This is a genomic window from Acinetobacter sp. 161(2023), from assembly GCF_037027805.1.
In the GTDB taxonomy this organism is placed as follows: domain Bacteria; phylum Pseudomonadota; class Gammaproteobacteria; order Pseudomonadales; family Moraxellaceae; genus Acinetobacter.
Map to the genome: position 1 here is coordinate 104605 of NZ_JAZEYD010000006.1, position 22504 is coordinate 127108.

At 38.7% G+C, this 22504-nt stretch carries 23 protein-coding genes; 16 read left to right on the top strand and 7 right to left on the bottom strand.

Annotated elements, in window-relative coordinates:
* The 9 genes from ruvA (at window position 1) to pal (ending at window position 8377) form a co-directional block, all read left to right on the top strand.
* Window positions 1-600, top strand: coding sequence for a Holliday junction branch migration protein RuvA (ruvA, locus tag WA249_RS07365; RefSeq protein ID WP_336167491.1), 600 nt, complete (start codon window positions 1-3; stop codon window positions 598-600).
* A gap of 7 nt (window positions 601-607) precedes the next feature.
* Entirely contained in the window at window positions 608-1612 is a 1005-nt protein-coding gene (gene ruvB, locus WA249_RS07370; RefSeq protein ID WP_336167493.1) for a Holliday junction branch migration DNA helicase RuvB, read from the top strand.
* Window positions 1613-1814: 202 nt separating this feature from the next.
* Window positions 1815-3149: a M20 family metallopeptidase gene (locus tag WA249_RS07375; RefSeq protein WP_336167495.1), complete on the top strand. Its 1335-nt coding sequence runs from the start codon at window positions 1815-1817 to the stop codon at window positions 3147-3149.
* Between the two features lie 210 nt (window positions 3150-3359).
* Window positions 3360-3767: a tol-pal system-associated acyl-CoA thioesterase gene (gene ybgC / locus WA249_RS07380; RefSeq protein ID WP_004699892.1), complete on the top strand. Its 408-nt coding sequence runs from the start codon at window positions 3360-3362 to the stop codon at window positions 3765-3767.
* Window positions 3768-3790: 23 nt separating this feature from the next.
* Window positions 3791-4489, top strand: a complete 699-nt coding sequence (gene tolQ, locus WA249_RS07385; RefSeq protein ID WP_003650232.1) for a protein TolQ — start codon at window positions 3791-3793, stop codon at window positions 4487-4489.
* Entirely contained in the window at window positions 4489-4941 is a 453-nt protein-coding gene (gene tolR, locus WA249_RS07390; RefSeq protein WP_336167497.1) for a protein TolR, read from the top strand. Before tolQ ends, tolR begins: the two co-directional genes overlap by 1 nt.
* 3 nt (window positions 4942-4944) lie before the next feature.
* Complete coding sequence (tolA, locus tag WA249_RS07395) at window positions 4945-6408, top strand: cell envelope integrity protein TolA (RefSeq protein WP_336167499.1); 1464 nt, start codon at window positions 4945-4947, stop codon at window positions 6406-6408.
* Window positions 6409-6502: 94 nt separating this feature from the next.
* Entirely contained in the window at window positions 6503-7783 is a 1281-nt protein-coding gene (gene tolB / locus WA249_RS07400) for a Tol-Pal system beta propeller repeat protein TolB (RefSeq protein WP_336167502.1), read from the top strand.
* Between the two features lie 27 nt (window positions 7784-7810).
* Window positions 7811-8377: a peptidoglycan-associated lipoprotein Pal gene (gene pal, locus WA249_RS07405; protein ID WP_336167504.1), complete on the top strand. Its 567-nt coding sequence runs from the start codon at window positions 7811-7813 to the stop codon at window positions 8375-8377.
* 57 nt (window positions 8378-8434) lie between these two features.
* Here the strand turns inward: pal and WA249_RS07410 are convergent, their stop codons facing one another.
* Window positions 8435-8623, bottom strand: a complete 189-nt coding sequence (locus WA249_RS07410) for an NF038105 family protein (RefSeq protein WP_336167506.1) — start codon at window positions 8621-8623, stop codon at window positions 8435-8437.
* 182 nt (window positions 8624-8805) lie between these two features.
* Between WA249_RS07410 and WA249_RS07415 the strand changes: the two genes are divergently transcribed.
* The 5 genes from WA249_RS07415 (at window position 8806) to WA249_RS07435 (ending at window position 12076) form a co-directional block, all read left to right on the top strand.
* Window positions 8806-9777: a class 1 fructose-bisphosphatase gene (locus tag WA249_RS07415; protein ID WP_336167508.1), complete on the top strand. Its 972-nt coding sequence runs from the start codon at window positions 8806-8808 to the stop codon at window positions 9775-9777.
* Between the two features lie 59 nt (window positions 9778-9836).
* On the top strand, window positions 9837-10613 hold the full coding sequence (locus WA249_RS07420) for a TrmH family RNA methyltransferase (RefSeq protein WP_336167509.1): 777 nt from the start codon (window positions 9837-9839) through the stop codon (window positions 10611-10613).
* Between the two features lie 159 nt (window positions 10614-10772).
* Entirely contained in the window at window positions 10773-11387 is a 615-nt protein-coding gene (locus WA249_RS07425; RefSeq protein ID WP_336167510.1) for an RNA polymerase sigma factor, read from the top strand.
* Window positions 11377-11697 carry a hypothetical protein gene (locus WA249_RS07430; protein ID WP_336167511.1) on the top strand — a complete coding sequence of 107 codons (321 nt, stop codon included), beginning with the start codon at window positions 11377-11379 and terminating at the stop codon, window positions 11695-11697. The genes WA249_RS07425 and WA249_RS07430 overlap by 11 nt, the downstream gene beginning before the upstream one ends.
* The gene (locus WA249_RS07435) at window positions 11687-12076 is read left to right on the top strand and encodes a DUF3106 domain-containing protein (RefSeq protein WP_199964752.1); all 390 of its coding nucleotides are present in this window, start codon (window positions 11687-11689) and stop codon (window positions 12074-12076) included. The genes WA249_RS07430 and WA249_RS07435 overlap by 11 nt, the downstream gene beginning before the upstream one ends.
* A gap of 93 nt (window positions 12077-12169) precedes the next feature.
* On the opposite strand, the gene WA249_RS07440 is transcribed toward WA249_RS07435, so the two are convergent.
* The 4 genes from WA249_RS07440 to cxpE all read right to left on the bottom strand — a co-directional run bounded on the left by WA249_RS07440 (window position 12170) and on the right by cxpE (window position 18729).
* A complete protein-coding gene (locus tag WA249_RS07440; protein ID WP_336167512.1) occupies window positions 12170-14611 on the bottom strand; it encodes a CSLREA domain-containing protein in 2442 nt (813 codons plus the stop codon).
* An 18-nt stretch (window positions 14612-14629) separates the two neighbouring features.
* Complete coding sequence (gene rbtA / locus WA249_RS07445; RefSeq protein WP_336167513.1) at window positions 14630-16486, bottom strand: rhombotarget A; 1857 nt, start codon at window positions 16484-16486, stop codon at window positions 14630-14632.
* Window positions 16487-16813: 327 nt separating this feature from the next.
* The gene (gene hda / locus WA249_RS07450; RefSeq protein ID WP_336167514.1) at window positions 16814-17512 is read right to left on the bottom strand and encodes a DnaA regulatory inactivator Hda; all 699 of its coding nucleotides are present in this window, start codon (window positions 17510-17512) and stop codon (window positions 16814-16816) included.
* A gap of 20 nt (window positions 17513-17532) precedes the next feature.
* Window positions 17533-18729, bottom strand: a complete 1197-nt coding sequence (gene cxpE / locus WA249_RS07455) for a chloramphenicol efflux transporter CxpE (RefSeq protein ID WP_336167515.1) — start codon at window positions 18727-18729, stop codon at window positions 17533-17535.
* Between the two features lie 135 nt (window positions 18730-18864).
* On the opposite strand from cxpE, the gene purM reads away from it, so the two are divergent.
* Both purM and purN read left to right on the top strand, forming a co-directional pair.
* Window positions 18865-19935, top strand: a complete 1071-nt coding sequence (gene purM, locus WA249_RS07460; protein WP_336167517.1) for a phosphoribosylformylglycinamidine cyclo-ligase — start codon at window positions 18865-18867, stop codon at window positions 19933-19935.
* On the top strand, window positions 19932-20561 hold the full coding sequence (gene purN, locus WA249_RS07465) for a phosphoribosylglycinamide formyltransferase (protein ID WP_336167519.1): 630 nt from the start codon (window positions 19932-19934) through the stop codon (window positions 20559-20561). Before purM ends, purN begins: the two co-directional genes overlap by 4 nt.
* 67 nt (window positions 20562-20628) lie before the next feature.
* On the opposite strand, the gene WA249_RS07470 is transcribed toward purN, so the two are convergent.
* Window positions 20629-21438, bottom strand: a complete 810-nt coding sequence (locus WA249_RS07470; RefSeq protein ID WP_336167520.1) for an alpha/beta fold hydrolase — start codon at window positions 21436-21438, stop codon at window positions 20629-20631.
* A gap of 21 nt (window positions 21439-21459) precedes the next feature.
* The gene (gene sppA / locus WA249_RS07475; protein WP_336167521.1) at window positions 21460-22476 is read right to left on the bottom strand and encodes a signal peptide peptidase SppA; all 1017 of its coding nucleotides are present in this window, start codon (window positions 22474-22476) and stop codon (window positions 21460-21462) included.
* Window positions 22477-22504: the final 28 nt, after the last annotated feature.

A 22504-nucleotide genomic window follows, 5' to 3' on the forward strand; every position in this document is an offset into this window, starting at 1 on the left:
ATGATCGGATGTTTAATTGGCGAAGTGTTTGCCCTGGAAGCCCCTACTGTCTTACTGAATGTAAATGGTGTGGGTTATGAAATTGATACGCCACTTTCAACATTTTGCCAATTACAAAAAGGCCAAAAAGTTACGTTATGGACGCATTTGGTTGTTCGTGAAGATGCTCAACAGCTCTACGGTTTCAGCGATGCTCAAGAAAAAATAATTTTCCGCACCTTATTAAAAGTAAATGGTGTAGGTCCGAAAATGGCATTAGGTATTTTATCGACATTAAGTGTTGAGTTACTGGTGCATACGATTGAGCATGATGACATCAACACGTTAGTAAAAGTTCCGGGTGTTGGCAAAAAAACAGCTGAACGTTTAATGATTGAGCTTCGTGACCGCTTCAAAACATTAGCTCAAGGATCTTCTACTTCAGCTACGCTGCCTCAAATTCAGTTTGCTTCAAACTCGCCTGTAGCAGAAGCAGAAGCCGCTTTGCAATCTTTAGGTTATAAGCCACTTGAAGCACAAAAAGCTGTTGCTGCGGTTAAAGCCGATTACACAGAATCAGCCGATATTATTCGTGCTGCTCTTAAATCAATGATGAAGTAAAACACTTATGCAAGACCGTCTAATCAGTGGAGCAGAAAAACCTGAAGATCATTTTGATCGGGCTATTCGACCAACTTCTCTTGCCGACTACATCGGACAACCTGTAGTACGCGAGCAAATGGAAATTTTCATTGGCGCAGCTCGCGGTCGTGGTGAAGCACTCGACCACACGCTGATTTTTGGTCCACCGGGCTTGGGTAAAACCACCCTTGCCAACATTATTGCGCGTGAAATGGGCGGAAATCTTAAATCTACTTCGGGGCCAGTTTTGGAGCGTGCGGGCGACTTAGCTGCAATGCTGACCAACCTTGAAGAAGGCGACGTTTTGTTCATTGATGAAATTCACCGCCTTTCACCAGTGATTGAAGAAATTCTTTATCCAGCGATGGAAGACTACCAATTAGATATCATGATTGGTGAAGGCCCTGCTGCTCGTTCAATTAAACTCGATTTACCTCCGTTTACACTTGTCGCGGCTACAACACGTGCGGGTTTGCTCACCTCTCCGCTACGTGACCGTTTTGGTATTGTGCAACGTCTTGAATTCTATTCTGTAGAAGACCTCACTCATATTGTGTCACGATCTGCAAACTTGATGAATGTACCTATTACCGTTGAGGGCGCAGAAGAAGTTGCACGCCGTGCACGCGGAACGCCTCGTATTGCCAATCGACTATTACGTCGAGTTCGTGACTATGCACAAGTGAAAGGCACAGGTGAAGTGACCCATGAAATGGCACAGCGTGCGCTTGATATGCTCAATGTTGATAAAGCTGGCTTAGACACCCTAGACCGACGTTATTTGAGCATGCTGCTAGAGCGTTTTGATGGTGGTCCTGCTGGAGTCGAAGCACTTGCAGCAGCAATGGCTGAAGATAGTGGCACACTTGAAGATGTGATTGAACCGTATTTAATTCAACAAGGTTATGTGATGCGTACTGCACGAGGCCGCATTGCAACGAACCAATCTTATTTACAGTTTGGCCTGACACCACCCGAGCCTCAAAACTAATCAAAGGAAGAGAATTTTCTCTTCCTTTTTTTAATCCTTCTATTCTTAAAAATCAAATAACATTTTTTATCAATAACTTAGAAATTCTATACCTTTTAAGTCTTTCTTTATACCTTATTGATTTTTTAATATTTTAAAAAACTGAATTATAAGAAATCTAGATATTAAATCTTATGAACAATAATATTTTTAGGATAAGGACATGTATAAGAAAGCCGCTTTATTTTTACCACTCGCCTTAATGAGTCAGCTGAGCCTAGCAGATTGGGTTAACGATGCTGCTCAACAAAATGAAAATCAGGTCATTCAGCTAAGACAAAACATTCACCAACATCCTGAACTGGGCAATATGGAATTTAAAACCTCTGCCCTTGTTCAAAAAGAATTAAAGTCTTATGGCATTCAAGTCAAAACAGGTTATGCGAAAACAGGTGTAATTGGCATTTTAAAAGGTAATAAACCCGGCCCTATTATTGCACTTAGAGCGGATATGGATGCTTTACCTATGGAAGAAAAGAGCGGTGTTCCCTTTGCCAGTAAACAAAAAGCAATTTATCAAGGTAAGGAAACTTATGTGATGCATGCATGTGGACATGATGCACACACTGCAATGTTATTAGGCGCAGCAAAAATTTTGGCTGCGAATAAAGATAAAATATCGGGCACAGTTATGTTTGTTTTTCAACCTGCTGAAGAAGGTGGAGCAGATATTGATAACTTCACTCAAGGTGATCAAATCGGTTCACGAAAAATGATCGCTGATGGTGCTTTTAAAGACAATAAACCAGAAGCTATTTTTGGAATACACGTTATTGCGGGTATGAAAAGTGGCCATCTTTATTATAAAGATGGTGCCATTTTAAATAGTGCAGACCACTTACGTATTCAGGTCAATGGTAAACAGGTTCATGGTTCGACGCCGTGGTTAGGTAGAGACCCAATTTATGCATCGGCACAAATGATTAACAATTTGCAAAGTCTTATTAGCCGAAGAACAGATCTAACTCAAGGTATGGGCGTGGTCAGTATTGGCAATATTCAAGGTGGTACGGCAGGAAATGTGATTCCCGAACAGGTCAATATGATCGGCACCATTCGCTCTAATAACGAAGAAATAAGAAATAACATCTTAAAAAGTTTACCAGTCATGATAGAGCATAGTGCTCAAGCCAATGATGTAACTGCTAAAGTTGAAATTGCACCTTATGCTCCAGTGACCATGAATGATAAAACCCTCACTCAACTTATTCAGCCAACATTAGCCAAAGTTGCAGGAGTTTCAAAACTGCATGTGCTTGATCATAATGCAAGCGCCAGTGAAGATTTTGCCTATTATGGAAAATTAATGCCGTCATTCTTTGTTTTCTTAGGCGCAACACCAGAAAATCAGAACTTAACTCAAGCTGCACCAAATCATAGTCCTTATTTTATTGTAGACGACAAGGCCTTAAAAACAGGAACCGAGCTGCATGTAAGATTCGTATTAGATTATCCGAATATATCAAAACAAGTTCAAACCTCATGGAAACCTTCATAATTTAAAAGCATGCTAGCCATGAGATGTAGAGTTTTTAGACCAAAAATAGAGCAATCGCAATTGAAAGGTTGTGCCATAGGACTTAGTATGCAATCTGCTAAACTGCCCCGTATTTAAAGCATATACGTGGCTTCGAATAAAATTGATGTTTTATTCAGCAGTCATATTTTAGATACAAAGCTCTATAGTGAACTAAAACGGAATCCTCTCATGGCGAATCATTTTGAATTCAACATTCGTGTTTATATTGAAGATACGGACGCAGGCGGTATTGTTTACCATGCCAACCACATTCGCTATATGGAACGTACCCGTACTGAATGGCTCCGTGCTTCTGGGGTTGATCATTACTGGCATCAAAAAGACTACAACTTTGTCGTACACAAAATTGACGTAAAATATATGCGTCCTATTTTAATGGATGATTTAATTACTGTTACAGCACGTGTAGTTTCATGTAAAGCTGCGTCATTTGTGTTGCAACAAAATATTTATCGTGGTGAAATCTTGCTTGCTTCTGGCGAGGTTGAATTGGCATGTTTAAGCAAAGAACTTGTAGCTCGTCGTCTTCCAGAAGAAATACGTGATCTTATTCGTAAAGAATTGGAACAAGACTAAAAAAACCACCGGCATATGTAACTATGGCAACAAACATTGAATCAACCCTGCATATTTCTGACCTTATTTTACAGGCAAGTCCAGTCGTTCAGTTGGTCATGCTAATTTTATTGTTAGCATCAATCTTTAGTTGGTATCTGATTGCCAAGTTACATATGAGTTATAAAAAAGCACATCAAGAAGATGAACATTTCCAGAAAATGTTCTGGTCGGGTGCTGAACTCAATACGCTTTACAACAATGCTCAGCTCAACTCAAAACGCTCAGGTCTTGAAGATATTTTTTATCAAGGGTTGAGTGAGTTTTTTAAACTTAAAAAACGTCAGGCCCCTGTTTCACAAACGATTGAAGGAACTGAACGTATTTTACGAGTAGGTTTGAGTCGTGATCAGAGCCATCTAGAATATGGCTTAGGTAGCTTAGCAAGTATCGGCTCTGTAGCTCCTTACATCGGTCTATTCGGTACCGTTTGGGGAATTATGAATGCCTTTATCGGTTTAGCTGCTGTTGATCAAGTTACTCTAGCAACTGTTGCACCAGGTATTGCTGAAGCACTTATTGCAACCGCAATTGGTTTATTTGCTGCAATTCCTGCTGTATTGGCTTTTAACCATTTCACTTCTAAAAGCGAAAGTGTTTACTCTGATCGTGCTTTATTTGCTGAAGAGATGATTGCTTTATTGCAACGTCAGTCTGTGGGTTCGTCACAGGAAGATGCATAATGGCAATTCAGCGTTCAGGGCGCTTTGAGCGCATAAAAAAACCACTAAAAAGTGATATGAACGTCGTGCCTTATATTGACGTTATGCTCGTACTTTTGGTTATTTTCATGGTGACGGCACCCATGATTACTAGTGGTATTAAAGTCGATTTACCTCAAGCAAATAATCATCCTATCGAATCAAAAGATATGCCTGCCATGGTAACAATTGGTAAAGATGGCAATATTTATCTTCAGTATGAAGATTACAAAGATAGTGAGCCATTATCTCGTGAAAAATTGGAAGCAGTTTTAAGCGATGCTCAAAAACAAGCTGAACAAGAAAATAAACAACTCACAGTTTTAGTCAATGGTGATAAGTCTCGTCCTTATGGAGAAGTCGTGTCATTGATGGCAAGTTTACAAGAAGCAGGTTTAACTCAAGTTGGCCTTCTGACAGAGCCTTTAAAATAAGCTATGAATAACGATCGAAAGCCACACTTTAAACAAAATGCGATTGCATTGAGCTTCACATTTGGAGTTCATGCTATTGCTATTGTTGGCTTGCTTTTTTTAGGCTTGAGTAAACCGCCTGAACAGCCAAAAAAGCTAACTACTATTTTAGTTAAGCCTGAAGATTTACCACCACCTTTAGCAAAAGAAGTTGAGCAACAAACCTCAGCAGAAAATCAGGCAGAAGAAGTTCTAAGTCCAATTGTGGATGAAACTCTTCCCCAAAATCTTCCAGCAATACCATCACCACCTCCTCCAGCAGCACAACATTTGGTTGCCCAAAAGCAAAAATCTGAGCAGGCCCAGCAAGCAAAATTAGCTGAGGAGAAACGTAAAGCTGAAGAAGCTGCTAAAGCGAAACAAGCTGCAGAGCAGCAACGTTTAGAGGAAGTTCAAAAACAGCAGGCTGATGCTAAGCGTCAAGCTGAGGCAAAAGCTGCAAAAGTCGAAGCTGAACAAAAGCGTAAAGCTGAAGCTGATGCAAAAACTAAACATGAACAAAGTGAAGCTCGCAAAGCTGCTGAAGATGCTAAACGTAAAGCAGAGACTGATGCAAAACTGAAACGTGAAGCTGAAAATGCTAAACTTCAGGCACAGCAAGAAGCTAAACGTAAAGCTGAAGCTGATGCGAAAGCTAAACATGAAAAAAATGAAGCCCGCAAAGCTGCTGAAGATGCTAAACGCAAAGCAGAAGCTGATGCAAAGGCTAAACAGGAAAAAAATGAAGCCCGTAAAGCGGCTGAAGATGCTAAACGCAAAGCTGAGTCTGAGGCGAAGGCTAAACAGGAAAAAAGTGAAGCCCACAAAGCAGCTGAAGATGCTAAACGTAAGGCTGAAGCTGATAAAGCCAAAAAGCAGAAAGCGGCTGAAGATGCCAAGCAGAAAGCTGACGCTGATGCTAAAGCCAAACATCAAAAAGCAGCTGAGGATGCTAAGCGTAAAGCTGAGGCTGACGCAAAAGCTAAAAAGCAGAAAGCTGCGGAAGATGCTAAACACAAGGCTGATGCTGACGCAAAAGCCAAACATGAACAAAGTGAAGCCCGTAAAGCTGCCGAGGATGCTAGACGTAAAGCTGAAGCTGAGGCAGAACAAAAAGCTGCATCTGCAAAGAAAGCTCAGGAAGAAGCTGCTCAGAAAAAAGGTGAAGCCAAAAAAATTGCATCTTCAGCGAGGCGTGATTTTGAGCAGAAAATTCGACGCTCTTGGGATGTCCCAACTGGTAGTAGTGGTAAAACAGTCGGTGTTCGTTTTACTCTCTCCGATTCGGGAAGCGTTAATTCTATTGTGATCACACGTTCCAGTGGTGATGATGCCTTAGACGCAAGTATTAAAGCTGCGATCCAAGCTGCAGCACCATATCCTATGCCATCAGATCCTGATGCAAGGCGTGAAGCAAAAAGTGTTAGTTCTACATTTAGAGCGCAATAATTTTGAAAGAGTTACATGCTTTAAATAGTTTAAGGCATGTAACTATGCTACAAAATCAACAGTCACAAAAAATACCTGCTATGACTTTAAACTTATGAAAACGAGCCGCAAACACCTTCTAGCCTTAACGCTGCTTGCAGCATTAAGTCCTCTTGCACCGACAGCTGCCTTTGCTCAATTACATTTAGAGATTGCAAAAGCGCCTGATCAAGCGCCCAAAATCGCTATTGTTCCTTTTAATAACGACAATGGACTTTATCCTATTGTTGAAACTGACTTAAACCGTTCAGGACGTTTCACAAGTTCATCGAAAAACTTACCTGCAAATGCTGCCATTAATCAAATTCAAGCATCTGATTGGCAAGCTGCGGGTATTCCATATGTTGTTACTGGACAAGTTAAGCAAACAGCTGATGGGTTTGAAGTTCATTACCAACTTTATGACGTACAAAAACAGCAATATCTTCTTAACGAGTTATTAAATGTTCCTGCTTCACGCATACGTCAAGCTGGACATATGGTCAGTGATGCTATTTATCAAGCATTGACTGGTATTGCTGGTGATTTTAGTGGTCGTATTGCTTATGTATTACGTAATCCGGCAACACCTGCTGAACGTTACACTTTACAAATTGCTGATACAGATGGTGAGCAACCGAAAACAGTTCTCTCTTCACGCGACCCAATTCTGTCTCCAGCATGGACTCCAGACGCTAAAAAAATTGCTTATGTTTCTTTTGAAACTAAACGTCCAGCAATTTACTTACAAGATCTTTCTACTGGAACACGTGAAGTACTTACCAGCTTTAAAGGTTTGAATGGTGCGCCAAGCTTTTCACCAGATGGCAAATCAATGCTATTTACAGGGTCAATGAATGGTAACCCTGAAATTTATCAAATGGATTTATCAACTCGCCAAATCAAACGTATGACAAATGACTCTGGCATTGATACAGAAGCACGTTACACACCAGATGGAAAAGCTTTTATTTTTACATCTGACCGTGGGGGCTCTCCTCAAATTTATCGCTATGATTTTGGAGAGGGTTCAGTAAAACGTTTAACATTTAAAGGGGCATTTAATGCTCGTGGTACTCTAAGTGCAGATGGTAAAAAAATTGCACTCGTGCATCGACCAAGTGGTAGTAACTATAAAGTTGCTATTCAAGATATTAATACAGGGATTGTCAATATTCTTACCCCAACCAGTTTAGATGAATCACCAAGTTTCTCACCAAATGGGCAAATGGTGGTTTACGCAACTCGTGAAGGGAACCGTGGTTTACTGTCTGTCATGTCCACTGATGGTCGTTTCCGTATGAATTTACCGAGTGAACAAGGTGAAGTACGTGAACCAGCCTGGGCACCTAAATAACTTTTTATTCCATTGATGGAGATGATGATGAAATCAATCAAATATTTGGCTCTTCCCCTACTTAGTGTAGCGCTTGTTATGACAGGCTGTGCCAGCCGTAAACCAGCAACAACGGCAACTACCGGTTCTACAACAAACCCGAGCACAGTAAATACGACAGGCTTAAGTGAAGATGCTGCATTAAATGCCCAAAATTTGGCAGGTGCTTCATCAAAAGGTGTAACTGAAGCAAACAAAGCTGCTTTAGCTAAACGCGTTGTTCATTTTGATTACGACAGCAGTGACTTATCTAATGAAGACTATCAAACTCTTCAGGCTCACGCACAATTTCTTATGGCAAATGCAAACTCCAAAGTTGCATTAACAGGTCATACAGATGAACGTGGTACACGTGAGTACAACATGGCCTTAGGCGAGCGTCGTGCAAAAGCAGTTCAAAGTTACCTCATCACAAATGGTGTAAATCCACAGCAACTTGAAGCTGTAAGTTATGGTAAAGAAGCGCCTGTTAATCCGGGCCATGATGAATCAGCTTGGAAAGAAAACCGCCGTGTTGAAATCAACTATGAAGCGGTTCCTCCCCTATTAAAATAAAACATTCTCTAAAAAATAAACGCCCACATATGGGCGTTTATTTTTTACATTCTAAACTTAAGAAGATTTGTTTTCCTCTTCTTCTGAATGTTGCATCGACTCAATCAAATCATGCTTATTAAAAGCTTTATACTCAGGTTTTGCTTCATAATCTTTCCAAGCTTCCTTAACATTCTCTTTCGAAATTTTTTCTAAGTTGATTGGTTCACTTGGCGTTGGGGTCGCATCGAACTTTTTAGTCGTCATTTCGATTCTCCTAAATATACATTCTTTTGCTATGCAAACAACATACCATTTAAAATGAGGCTTGTAAGCATAAATGCAACACAAATAAAGTAAGATAATTTTTATTTTGTGACATTCTCATCTAGAATATCCCACGTATTTATTTGACTCATTTTGATGCTTGCGCACAGGAGCGTTTTTTTATGTCCAACCTCACATTGTCCCAATTTTTACAACAAGAAAAAGGGAACCTTACACCTGAGTTGGCTCAAGTCATCGACACTATTGCCACCACCTGTAAAACTATCGATCAAGCCTTACAAAAAGGTGCACTCGCTGGTATTTTGGGTAGTGCTGGTAATGAAAATGTTCAGGGTGAAACACAGAAAAAACTTGATGTGATTTCTAATGACTATTTAATTGATGCTTTAAAAGTTCATCCACAAGTGGGTGGTCTTGCTTCTGAAGAACTTGATGAGTTCACACCTGCACAAGAAAATGGTAAATATCTGGTTTTATTTGACCCATTAGATGGCTCAAGTAACATCGATATCAATATGTGTGTAGGGACAATTTTCTCTATCCTCCCTGCAAAAAATGCGGTAACGCAAGCAGAAGATTTCATGCAGGCTGGTACACAGCAAGTTGCTGCTGGTTATGTACTTTATGGCCCATCAACCATGATGGCTTTAACAGTTGGAAATGGCGTAGCATTCTTTACTTTAGACCCAGAAACTCAAACATTCTTGCTCACTACTGACAACGTTCAAGTTTCGGCAGACACTCAAGAATTTGCAATTAATGCGTCTAATCAGCGTCATTGGGAAGAGCCTGTAAAACAATATATTGATGAATTACTTGCAGGTAAAACATCGGTTCGTGAAAAAGATTTCAACATGCGCTGGGTAGCATGTATGGTGGGTGATATTCACCGTATTTTATGCCGTGGTGGTATTTTCCTTTATCCATACGACTTAAAAGATCCGAAAAAAGCAGGTCGCTTGCGTTTAATGTATGAAGCGAATCCAATGAGTATGCTCATTGAACAAGCAGGTGGTACATCAACTACAGGTCGTGTTCGTATCTTAGATATTGAACCTACAGAACTTCATCAACGTGTTCCTGTAATTATTGGTTCTAAAAACGAAGTTGAACGCGTAACAAGCTACCATTAATAATTTTAATTATTTAGGGCATCATAGTATGATGGTGCCCTTTTGTTGGATATTTTCTTATGGCGGTTATCTTTTTAGAATCAAAAGACAATGCAAAAATTAAACATTTGCGTGGGTTAATCGAACTTAATAGCGCTCGAAAAAAGCACCAACAAACAGTCCTTGAAGGTACCCATCTCTGTTTAACGTGGTTACAACAGCAAAAGAAGATTTTTTCTTTATTTACGACAGAACAAGCATTAGAACATGCTGATTTTAAAAAAATAATTGAACTACATCAAGGTCACATCTTTGTTATTAGCGAAGTCTTATATAGAGATTTGAGCACATTAGGTACAAGCTTACCGTGTTTAGCTATTATTGACTTGCCTAAAACTGCCTCAACAATTGATTATGAAATAGATACTTTAATTCTGGAAAATATACAAGATCCAGGTAACGTAGGCACATTGCTACGTTCAGCAGCAGCAGCAAATATTAAGCAAATCATTTGCACACAAGGCTCTGCATCACTTTGGTCTCCACGAGTTTTAAGAGCAGGTATGGGAGCTCATTTTAGCTTACATTGTTTTGAAAACTTCCAGCTCACAGATATTCTTCCAAAATTTCAAATCCCAGTTTTCGTTACAAGTTCTCATCACTCAACAAGCCTCTATTCACAAGATCTTTCTCAACCCTGTGTATGGATTTTAGGAAATGAAGGTCAAGGTGCTAGTGATTACGCCTTAGAGAATGCACAATCAGTAACTATTCCACAGCCAGGTGGACAAGAGTCATTAAACGTAGCAATTGCAGGATCTATTTGTTTCTTTGAGATGGTTCGTCAACGCCAATAAAACGTTAATTTATTTTACATCGCACATATTTGTGAAAAAAATCAATTACACTATTAAAAAATAGCCAATTGTTGTCAACCTCCCACCTCTTTTCAACGTTATATAAGAGATATATTGAAGATAAGGTGGGTATGTCCAATGACAGGATTTTCCATCTCCATGGATTTAGCACCGAAAAAGTCTGGATCGGAAACATCTAGTGCTCATGCAAGCAAGGCTGAGCAACGCCTGAAAGTTTTCATGCAAGATGTAACTGGTCGTGCTTTGGTGATGATGGAGAGCGCTACCCAAGGTCAACAAGGTATTGCAATGGATTTGGTTCAAGAAGCATTTATTGCTTTGCACAAATCTTATGCCGAGAAAAGTACTGAAGAATGGTATCCCCTGTTTTATACTATTTTAAACAACAAACTTCAGGATTGGCGCCGCAAAGAATCTCGTAGAGCAAACCCATTTTCATTCTTCAAAAAAGTTAGTCTGGACAATGACGACGACGAAGTTATTGATGTAGTTGATGAAAAAGCCATCAATCCTGCGGATTTTCTTGATCAAGCAGTGACTATCGAAGAAATTCGAGAAGCGATTTCAAAGCTACCTGTTCGTCAACAACAGGCATTTATGTTACGTGCGTGGGAAGGTTTTGACACACACACAACAGCTCAGATCATGAACTGTACTGAAGGTAGTGTAAAAACCCATTATCACCGAGCAATTCAGGGACTTAGAGAGTATTTGGCCCATTTAAATCCCTTGGGAGGTTCTGATGAATCATGATGATTTCACTAAAAAGGTGACATCTAAACTTGATAGTTTGGCTCATCACCATAAAAATAAAACAGTGGTCATGAATCATGTACTTGACCATATTCAACCAAAACCAGCCTCTTTTTATAGTGTCTGGAAAATGTCTGGTTTTGCACTTGCAGCTGCGATCACAGGTTTTGTAATTTTACCTAATTCAGCAGATATTGTTGATAAGCCACAAAATCAAGTAGTTGTAAATCCTAAATTATCCCCACAAATGGTGGAAGATTTAGAAATGCTAATGGTGTTGGGTGAGGATAAAGTACAACATGGCAGCTAAAAAATTAGCACTTATCCTTTGTTCATTAAGTTTCTTGCAAACCAGTTTTGCAGGTTTTGAACGATTTTGGGTTTTTTCTAAGGATGCCAATACACAAGTTGATGATACATGGAATGCTCTTTCTGAAGAAGAACAACGTGCAGTTATTAAACGTTACCAGAGCTTAAAAGATCTACCAGCGAATCAAAGTACAAACCTCCAGCAACGTATGGACTGGTTTACTCAGCTCCCTGAAGCTGAAAAAGAAAAAATGCGTGAAGCATGGCAAAAAATGAGCACACAAGAGCGTAATGACTTGCGTCAGCGTATGCTTAAAGCGAATGGTGAAGAAAGAACAGCTATTCGTGAAGAATATATGAATAAGTATTTAGAACATTAAATCACACTGCAAAATTCGTATGCAATGAGTTTAATGTCTTACATAACTTTCTATAAAAAAGCCTCCAACTGGGGGCTTTTTATTTTAGATTGTTTATTTACGATAGCGTCTATAGGCCATTAAACCAAGTAAAGATGCTATAGATAGGATTCCTAAGCTACCACCGCCCCCACTTCGAGAATCATCGGTGGTAGTTGCTGTACTTACTAAATTAATTGTGCCAGCTTTAGATGAGATTTTACCATCTGCATCATAAACGTTATAGGTTAATGAATCGTTGAAAACGTTAAAGACGTTATTTGCTTGAATATAAATATTCCCACCATAACAAGTCTTATCTTTGTCATCCTCAGGACAAGGCCCTTCTCGATCTGCTTTAACAACCTTAAAGATCCCATCTTTTGAAGTTTTGCTTGGTAAATAGATAGGTAACTCTACGCCTTTTTCATCTACCCAAAATTGTGATTTAGGTTTTGAAAGCGTACTTACTGGCCCATCTCCATCATCATTAGCATATTTAAGAAGGTTCAGTGGAATAGTTTCATTTGCAAGATACTTAAAGGTAACTGTCCCATCTCCAGAAATAGGTTCAATGTTATTAAAACGTGCTTTTATCAAACCGCTTGAGGTTGATTTATTATCGGCTGTTGTAATCGTGTATTTACAATAAGCATAGCTACCCGCTTGAGTAACGACATCATCCTTGCGATAGAAAACAATTTGCTGAATAGCAGGTTTCCATTCACAAAATAAATTCTCTTTATCAGTTAAACCATCAACTTCTTGTTTATTATATGTATCATCAAGTGAACCAATACCTAATGGTTCCGTTGTAATATTATAATCAGTTGTATTAAAGAATTTCAACACATGGTTAGCATCTTCATCTGGTAATGGCAAATTATAGTTTTTCAAATCAATATAAATAGCACGATATTTTGTATTATCCGTATTATTAGTAAAATTATCTAACAAGTTCTTAAACTCAGCTAAACGTGCTTTGTAATAAGTAATAAAATTAGCCGGTGTTTTAGGATCTTTAATATATTTATCAAATAAATCATAATTTTGTTGATAGGTACTAATTAATGTCATTAATGAAATATTACTAACATCCTTTAAATCACCTGAAGTTAATTTCATTAACTCAACAACACCAATATCGCAGCTATTACGACTCGCTGACTGATAATAAGAAGCCCCATCTGCTAAACGATTTAAACCACGCTGGTCAGTTGTAGCACAGCTTCCCTTTCCATCTTTATCAACATCAATTAAATCTTTGTCAGAAGCGATATCCTTTGGATAATAAATAGGTAAAAAGCCGGTATAAGCTGTTGCTGGCTCTACTAAAGGGTTTAATAGAGTACTAAAGGCTTGTATACTAATATCAATATTCGTATGGCCATCAGGTAAGGATTCTTTTGGTAGATCACATTTTCCTGTTGCGGAACTCCAATCAAGAGCATTGAAGCCGAGTATTAAACCTACACTCTTTTCTTCTGCTGCCGCACCTAAAAGATATTTACAAGCATAACTTCCAGCATTATAAGCTAACAGGTTAAAACTAAGCTTTTTTGTCCCTAATTTATCATAGAGAAAAGTACTATTCGCATTATTTTCAACAATTGTATTATTTAATAGTGTAAGGCTACTGCTTGAACTTAAAATACTTGAAGTATTAGCTGGGTTATTAGTATCACCCGTAAATTTAATAATACTACCATTGGCACTATTCGCTATATTTTTTGCAATAGTATTATTTGTTAATGCTGCCTGAGGTTTACCACAAAACTCAAATGTACTAGCTGAATTAATATCACCATTACGTATAATACTATTGGAAAGAAGGGTGATCGTTCGTGGTGCATAAACAGTATCACTAAAACACCCCATTGATAAAACACTGCCTTGTGTTGCATTATTATATTGCAGTAATGAATGGTTTAATGACAGCGTAATATCTGGGGAAGCCAAATAAATCGCTCCGCCGCTGACTGCTTGAGATGATAAAATCTGACTATTTTGTAAAGAAAGATCAGCACCCGCATAAATTGCACCACCTTGACCAGTTGTTACCCCATTTTCAAGAGAGGTATTATTTAAGCTTAAGGGTTGCTTATAAGTGGTTGTATTAAAAATACGTGATTTACCTTGTGCATTAATATGTGTTTGTAAGGCAATCTGTGCAGGGTAATCATTAGTTAGAACACTTTTGTTCTGCCAATCCACTGGATCAGCCCCAAAAATAGCAATATTTACGTTAGGAACTAATTCCTTAGTTAAAGTATAAGTGCCAGCTTTGAGCTGAATAGATTTTTGTGTACTTTCACGTGTATCAATAACGGTACACCCGCCATAAGACTTACGTAATTCAGCAGTCTTTATTGCTTCACGTAATGAACAAGCATCTGTATTTTCGCCATCTTCATCCGCGAAGGTCGTAACATCAATCCTTCCATTAGTCGTATCTGCAAATAATGGCATTGCAGCAATCACAGCTAATGCTAAAAAAGCTTTTTTATAATTTTTCATAGCCTTTATCATCCTTGATTATGACTTAAAACGTCGCAAAGCAATTAAGCCAAATAAACCTAAAATTAAACCGCCTCCAACGCTTCCGCCACCCGTACTCACTGATTTATCCTCTATTCCTGAAGGTGGATCTTGTACGATTTGCACTGGAACTGTTAAATAAACATCGGCAGCGTTATTAAAACGTGTTGTTGTTGTGACAACTAAGAGATTAAAAACATCTGCTCCATGCCAATTACCATTTGGAACGTAAGTTAAATTTCCTTGTGTATCAATCGATAAAGTTCCTTTAGAGATGGTACTTGTCTGAACCACTTTCATACAGCCTGGTTGCCATGGATTACCATCTGTTCTTTTTCCAAACATTGCTTCGCATGTTTGTGGAGAAACTAATTCACCGTCCCCTACCACATCAGCAATATTAAATTTAGCAATTTCTCCATATTTAATATCTTGACCATGTGTACTAATATCATTGCGGTTAATTATTAATTCAATTGCGCCTAAATCACATAATTCATCATAACCACTACGATTTTTTCCACGTTGATCTTGTTTTTCACAACTTGCTAAACCGACAGAAGTTCCATCGCTATATAAACGGCCTTTGTTAATTAACAATGACTGTGAAAGAGCCGTATATTTATCGAGAATTCGTGGTTTAAAGAAACCTAAGAAACTATCACTTGGTGTTGAATAAGGGCAAAGCAATCCATCTGCAGGTGGCACATCACAAGTTCCTTCATCTGCATTCCCTGCAATTAATTTTTCATTAGCTGGATATATAATATTTGGTAATGCTACAGAAGCATTAAGATTACACTCTGATGTGACTAAATTACTTTGTACAGCGGTTTTATCCATTGCACTAGCCTGACAATTAGTTGTATTACCCACTAAAATACTATTAGAAATAGAAGCTTTCCCCAGTGGAGCATCAAGATACAAGCCTCCCACATTTTTAATCATAGTAATATTATTAAGGACCATTCCATCACGGACATTGGCAATAAAACTACCTTTATTATGAAAAATTGTACTATTAATCAAACCAATGATACGTGAAGTTAAATAACCTCCCGTAGTTTCATCTGCAAATTTAGTTTGAGCATGAAACAATGCGCCATCTGTGGCAGTCACTTCATTATCACGCACTACAGAGCGACTGATATAGTAAAGTGGCATATCACTATATAAAACCCCACCTTGACTTGCTTTATTATTCTGTATGAGGCTATTCGTAATCGTTACCGAACCTGCTGTTTTTATAGTATCTGACAGAATACCTGCATTATAAATTGCACCACCACGTGTTGCATACCCATCCATTAAACGTGAGTTTTGAATATTTAATTGTTCGTGGTTATAGATTAAACCACCATCACCATTTGGTGCAGTAGTCTTTAATCCGGCGCCTTTTAGATTGACATCAATAAATGAAACAATGAAAGATGCTTTTTCAACACTGCCATCATCAATACGAAAAAGTTGATCCGTGCCTGCCATTTTAATTGTTGCATTATGGGAATTGGGCTGCCCTTCTTCAATCAATGTAGAATCATTCTTTGCTGTACTAATAGTCATAGGCGCAGAAATCGTTATACTTTGATTTAGTGCATATTCTTTATCGCGCTGCAAAATAATATTTGAAGAAGCATCTTTATTTCCACATCCATGATAACCCGCCGCATATTTTTCAACATCAGCAGCATTAGAAGAACTACGATAATTAAGAAATTGTACGGCCTCACGCAATGTACAGATCGTATCGTCTTTATCTTCATCAGTTAAGCTTGTGACTTGAATATCGGCAGAATAAGTGTGTCCAGCAACAGCCAATAAAGCAAAAGCAATGCTCCGTTTGAGCATACCCATCTCCTTAAACCTTTTTCATTTTTTTTGTCAATATTGCAAAATTTCCGCTTTTGCAATCGCATCCTTTGTGCGTACTTTGTCACAGCAAGTAGAATTTCTCAAGATATTTTGGTCGGTCTATAGAGTCATTTTTGAACCAGATTACAAAAAGCTTCATACATTTAAAAAACTTTTTTAAATACAAAAATGTGACTTATTTAAAAATTAGAAGCAGATTTAAAAGATATAAAATAAGTAGTATGAAATGAGAGGCAGTTGTGTCAGAAACTCTATTTTTAATAAGTTGTTATGAACTTAGGCAAGCAATAAGCCTAAATAAAAGAATATCTAGTGTCGATATTCATCAATCAAAGCATAAATTTGTCTTAAAGTTGCATTCGAAAGTTTTGTTTTTTCACCTTTGAGTAATTTTTCTAATTGGGCAACTGTCTGTAGCAAGAGAGAAGCTTGATGAGGACCATGTAACAATAAATAGTCAACAATTTGCTGATCAAAATGAATACCACGTCTAGACATTACAGATGTGACCAAGGCATAGCGGTCTGCATATAAACTTCCACTCGGCACTTTAACACTAACAGCTTGCGTAAGTCGTGACTGTAAGTCTGGTAATTCTAACTTTAATTCGATAGGCGCTACACGCGAAGAAAATACCAACTGTCCTTCGTGATTATTCATTAAATGAAAGACAGCTTTTTGCCAATGAGGCACACCACTAATCGATTCAATATCATCTAAAGCAACAAGGTCATAATGCTCTAAAGACGTAATTGCTTCAATAGGAGCATCAAGGAGTTCAAGCAAAGAAACTTTAATTGCAGATTTGCCTATTTCTAAATAAGAGTCACAAATTGCGGAAAGTAAATGACTCTTACCTGTCCCTGCTCCACCGTAGATGTAAAACCTACTGACCAGACCAGCATGTAGTTGACGCACAGCATCAACTACATTCCCCCAACTTGGTCCCGAAAAATCACTGATTCGGGCATCTAGTTGAGGTTCTATATCCAGTTGGAGTTGACGCATATATTGAATTAACCTTGAAATTATTTCTGGTCAGATGGTTCCAGTTTATCTGTATCTTGCTGTGTTTTAACCTCAAGATCAAGCTTAGTGCTTTCAGTTTCTACATGAATTTGCTCAATATTGCCGTCTTCTTGTATCAACAAAGTAGAAGGTGGAGCATATAATGAACTGCGCTCATAGTTATCTCTTAAGTGTTTCAACAATACTACAATAACAGCCGCAACAGGCAATGCAATTAACATTCCCAAGAAACCTGCAAGCTGAGCACCAGCTAATACTGCAAAGACAACTGCTACAGGAGATAAACCAATTTTATCACCCAATAGAAATGGCTGTAGAATATACCCTTCTACTGCTTGACCAATCATAAAAACCACACCAACAAGTAGTAAGTGCGTCCAGTCCAATCCAAACTGGAATAAACTGGCAACAACCGCTGCAATAATTCCGACTGCAAATCCTAAATAAGGAATAATACTGGCAAGGCCAGCCACCATACCAATAATGAGTCCGACCTCTAATCCAATTAATTGTAAACCTACGGCATAGACTACGCCGAGTAAAAACATAACGAGGAACTGACCTTTAACGAATGCTCCTAAAACGCTATGGCATTCACTAACGATCTGTAAGGTAGTAGCTTCATATGGTCGTGGAATGAGACGACGTAAGTGCTGCAACATACGGTCCCAGTCTAATAAAAAATAAAAAGCAATAATTGGAATTAAAACTATTGTTCCACCAATCTGAATAAAATTGAGACCTGATTGCGCAAGCTTTAATAAGACAGCTTGAATACTATCGGCACTGTAATTTGTCTGGACATAGTCCATGACAGCTTTAGATATTTGATCGGTATCAATTTCCATTTGTTGGACATGGAATGTCGAAGAAATCCATGGTAATAGCTCTGCATTAACCCAATGAATTCCACCTGGGATACTATCTCGAGCATAAACCAATTGTTTCCAGATAAGCGGAACCAAATACCATAATGCGACAGTTAAAGTTACACCGATACCGATAAAAACGATGCTAATTGCTAACCAGCGGGGCAATTTTATTTTTACCAGAACATCAACAAGTGGACTGAATAAATAAGCCAGGAAAAAAGCACCGACAAAAGGAATGACTACAGGCTTGAGTAAGTACAATACCCATACCAGCAATACAATACCTGCGAGTAAAAGAATACGGCGCAGTATACGATCTTGCATAAAATCTAGCCTTTTTTGATTTAATCGTTATAAATGAAAAAATATTTTTATTAAAGATAGCATTTTCGAGCATAAATAACATAAGAGTTTCGTATATTCAGGTTATAATCTGCCGCCAATGCGGAGACTTCATTTATGAGCAACTCAACTTCTACCCCAAATACCGGTTTAAGCTATAAAGATGCGGGTGTCGACATTGAAGCGGGCGACGCACTGGTCGATCGTATCAAGTCAGTCGCTAAACGTACAAGTCGTCCTGAAGTAATGGGCGGTCTTGGTGGCTTTGGTGCACTATGCAAAATTCCTAAAGGTTATGAAGAGCCTGTTTTAGTTTCTGGTACCGATGGTGTAGGAACTAAATTACGTTTGGCACTTAATCTTAATCGTCATGACACAATCGGCCAAGATCTGGTCGCTATGTGTGTAAACGACCTTTTAGTTTGTGGTGCAGAACCATTATTCTTCCTTGATTATTATGCAACAGGTCACTTAAATGTTGACGTTGCTGCAAATGTTGTTACTGGTATTGGTAAAGGTTGTGAGCTTGCAGGTTGCGCACTTGTAGGTGGGGAAACCGCAGAAATGCCAGGCATGTATGAAGGCGAAGATTACGATCTTGCTGGTTTTGCCGTTGGTGTTGTTGAGCAAAGCAAAATTATTGATGGCTCTAAAGTAAAGGCTGGTGATGTACTTATTGGTGTTGCATCAAGTGGTGCTCACTCAAATGGTTATTCATTATTACGTAAAATTTTAGACGTTAAAAATGTTGATTTAACTCAAACAATTGATGGTCGTCCTCTTGCAGACGTTGCAATGGAACCAACACGTATTTATGTAAAACCAGTTCTTGAGCTATGCAAACAAGTTGATGTACATGCTATGGCACACATCACTGGTGGCGGTTTACCAGGTAACTTACCTCGTGTATTACCAAATGGCGCACAAGCAGTTATTGATGAAGCTTCTTGGGAATGGTCTGAATTATTCCAACTTCTACGACGCGAAGGCAATGTAGAGCGCTTTGAAATGTACCGTACGTTTAACTGTGGCGTAGGTATGGTCATTGCTGTTGATGCAAATGATGCAGAAAAAACAATTGAAGTGCTTACTACTCAAGGTGAAAAAGCTTGGAAAATTGGGCACATCCAAGAAAATGCTGAATCAGTGGAAGGTGCAGACGAAAAAATTCGTGTGATCTTTGCATGATAAAAATTGCTGTTCTAGTCTCTGGGAACGGCAGTAATTTACAAGCCTTGATAGATGCAAATCTATCAGGGCAAATTGTAGGTGTACTGTCTAATAAAGCAGATGCTTATGCCCTAGAGCGTGCTCAAAAAGCCAATATTGCTACGGCTGTTATTTCCCATAAAGACTTTCCAACTCGTGAAGTTTTTGATGAAGCAATGCATCAAAAACTTTTGGCTTGGCAAGTGGATGTGGTTATTTTAGCCGGTTTCATGCGCATTTTAACTCCCACCTTTGTCAACAAATGGCAAGGGAAAATGCTGAACATACATCCCTCACTTCTTCCAGCTTATAAAGGTGTGAACACTCATCAACGTGTTTTAAACACAGGTGATCGTTTACATGGTTGTACCGTACACTTTGTAACTGCTGAACTGGATTCTGGTCAATCAATTGCCCAATCCGCTATTTCAGTTAAAGAACATGATACTGCCGCTTCATTAGCAAATCGAGTGCATACACTTGAGCACTTTATCTACCCTCAAGTAGCAGAGTGGATATGTAACGGTCAGCTTACATGGAAAAATGGCCAAGCTTATTTCCGTGATCAAGTTCTTAAACACCCTATTCGTTTTGCAAATTGGTAAAGCATTTTACTTAAAAGCAAAAATAAAAAAGGACATGCTGGCATGTCCTTTTTTATAAGCTTAAAACTTAATTTGGCTGATGATGAATCAATTTCTTTATAGTGTTCACTGTATCAATCGGATGTTCTAGAGGGAACATATGCCCTCCTTCAACCACAGTAAACGGAATTCCCATTTTTCGCTTTGCCATTTGAGGAAAGCCTCTTTTTAAGAAAGCACTTTCTTTCCCTACAACTAAATGCACAGGCATCTTAGGTTTTGGCATAGGTAGCCACCACCAAGAAGGGTTTTTCCGGAAAATTGCAACTTCATCTTCACGAGAAATCGTTAAAGTGACACCACCGCGGACCGAGTCTTCTTTCAAAGCATAGTCAATGTAAGCTTGAAAACAATCTTCATCAAAATCTTTATAGAAACCTTTAGGACGCAGTAACTCAGCAGCCTGCTCTCTTGAGTCCCAATGTTCACGACGACGTGCAGATAAGCCTGCTGGTGTCATCGCATCAACCAATTTAGGACGAAATAATTTTGCCATATGAAAAGCAAATGAATATCGCCCTAAAATAAGAGGCGGGTCTAACATAATCACTTGAGAAAACAGTTCAGGACGCTGAAAAGATGCCATTAAGGTTAAAACTGAACCCAGAGAATGCCCAAGTCCAATGACTTTACGTCCTTTCGCCTGCCGCACAATACTATCAATCACTTGATCAACCAAAGAAGGCCAATGATTAGTCACAGGATAACGTTTATCAGGACCAATCAGGGGAACATAAATAATGTCATATTCCCCTTTCAACTGGTCAAACAGTTTTTGATACACTTTTGATGGTACGCCATTCGCATGAGCAAAGTGTATAACTGGTTTCATTGACATACCGCTATCCTAAAACAGATTTTATTGTAATTTTGCGCTTTGACGAGTCTGCACTTCTTGAGCAATTGATTCACTTACCCCTTGCCCTATTTGTGCACCCATACGACCTAAAATTGATTGTAATGGGTTACGCTCAATTGTGTAGTCAACTTTATTATCAAGCTTTAGTTCACGCATCAAGCTCGTAATGTTACCTGAACGGTCAGCAATACCTAACTGGATTGCTTGTTCACCAGTCCAGAAAAGACCAGAGAAAATAGCAGGGTCATTTGATTTCAAGCGTTTACCACGTCCTTCTTTAACTGCAGTGATAAAGTGTGTGTGGACATTATCGAGTACAGATTGAATATGCTGTCTTTGTACAGGATTAATCGGTTTTGTCATACTTAAAATATCTTTATTGGTGCCCGCTGTTAAAGTACGGTCTTCAATTCCGAGTTTTTGAGCTAAACCAGTAATGCCGTAGTTTGGCATAATGACACCAATTGAACCGACTAAACTCGATGGATTCACAATAATTTCATCAGCAGCAGACGCAATATAATACGCACCTGAAGCTCCCATATCACCAATCACTGCATAGACTTTTTTGTCAGGATGTTCTTTTTTCAAATAGCGAATTTCTTGCCAAATTTCATCTGACTGAACAGGAGAACCGCCTGGTGAGTTAATATTAAGTGCAATAGCTTTACTATTTGATGCTTCAAAAGCACGTTTAAGTGCTTTATTCGTATCTTCACTATTTACAGCTTGATTACTTGAAGCATCAATAGTGCCCACAATATCTACAACTGCGAGATGAGCACTGCTACTACTTGCTGCCGAGCCATCCTTAGTCGTTGAACAACCTTTACCCATGAGTACAATAATGAATAACAAATAAATAAAAGTTAATGTTTTAAAGAATATACCCCAGCGACGACTACGGCGTTGTTCCTCTACAGAGGCAAGCACTGCCTTCTCGAGAATTTGCCATTCTTGTCCATTCTGTTTAGGGATTATAGGTTCATTTTGTGGTTTTGGCGGCCAATCGGACATAAAATTCCAATCCAAATTAATCTAAAAT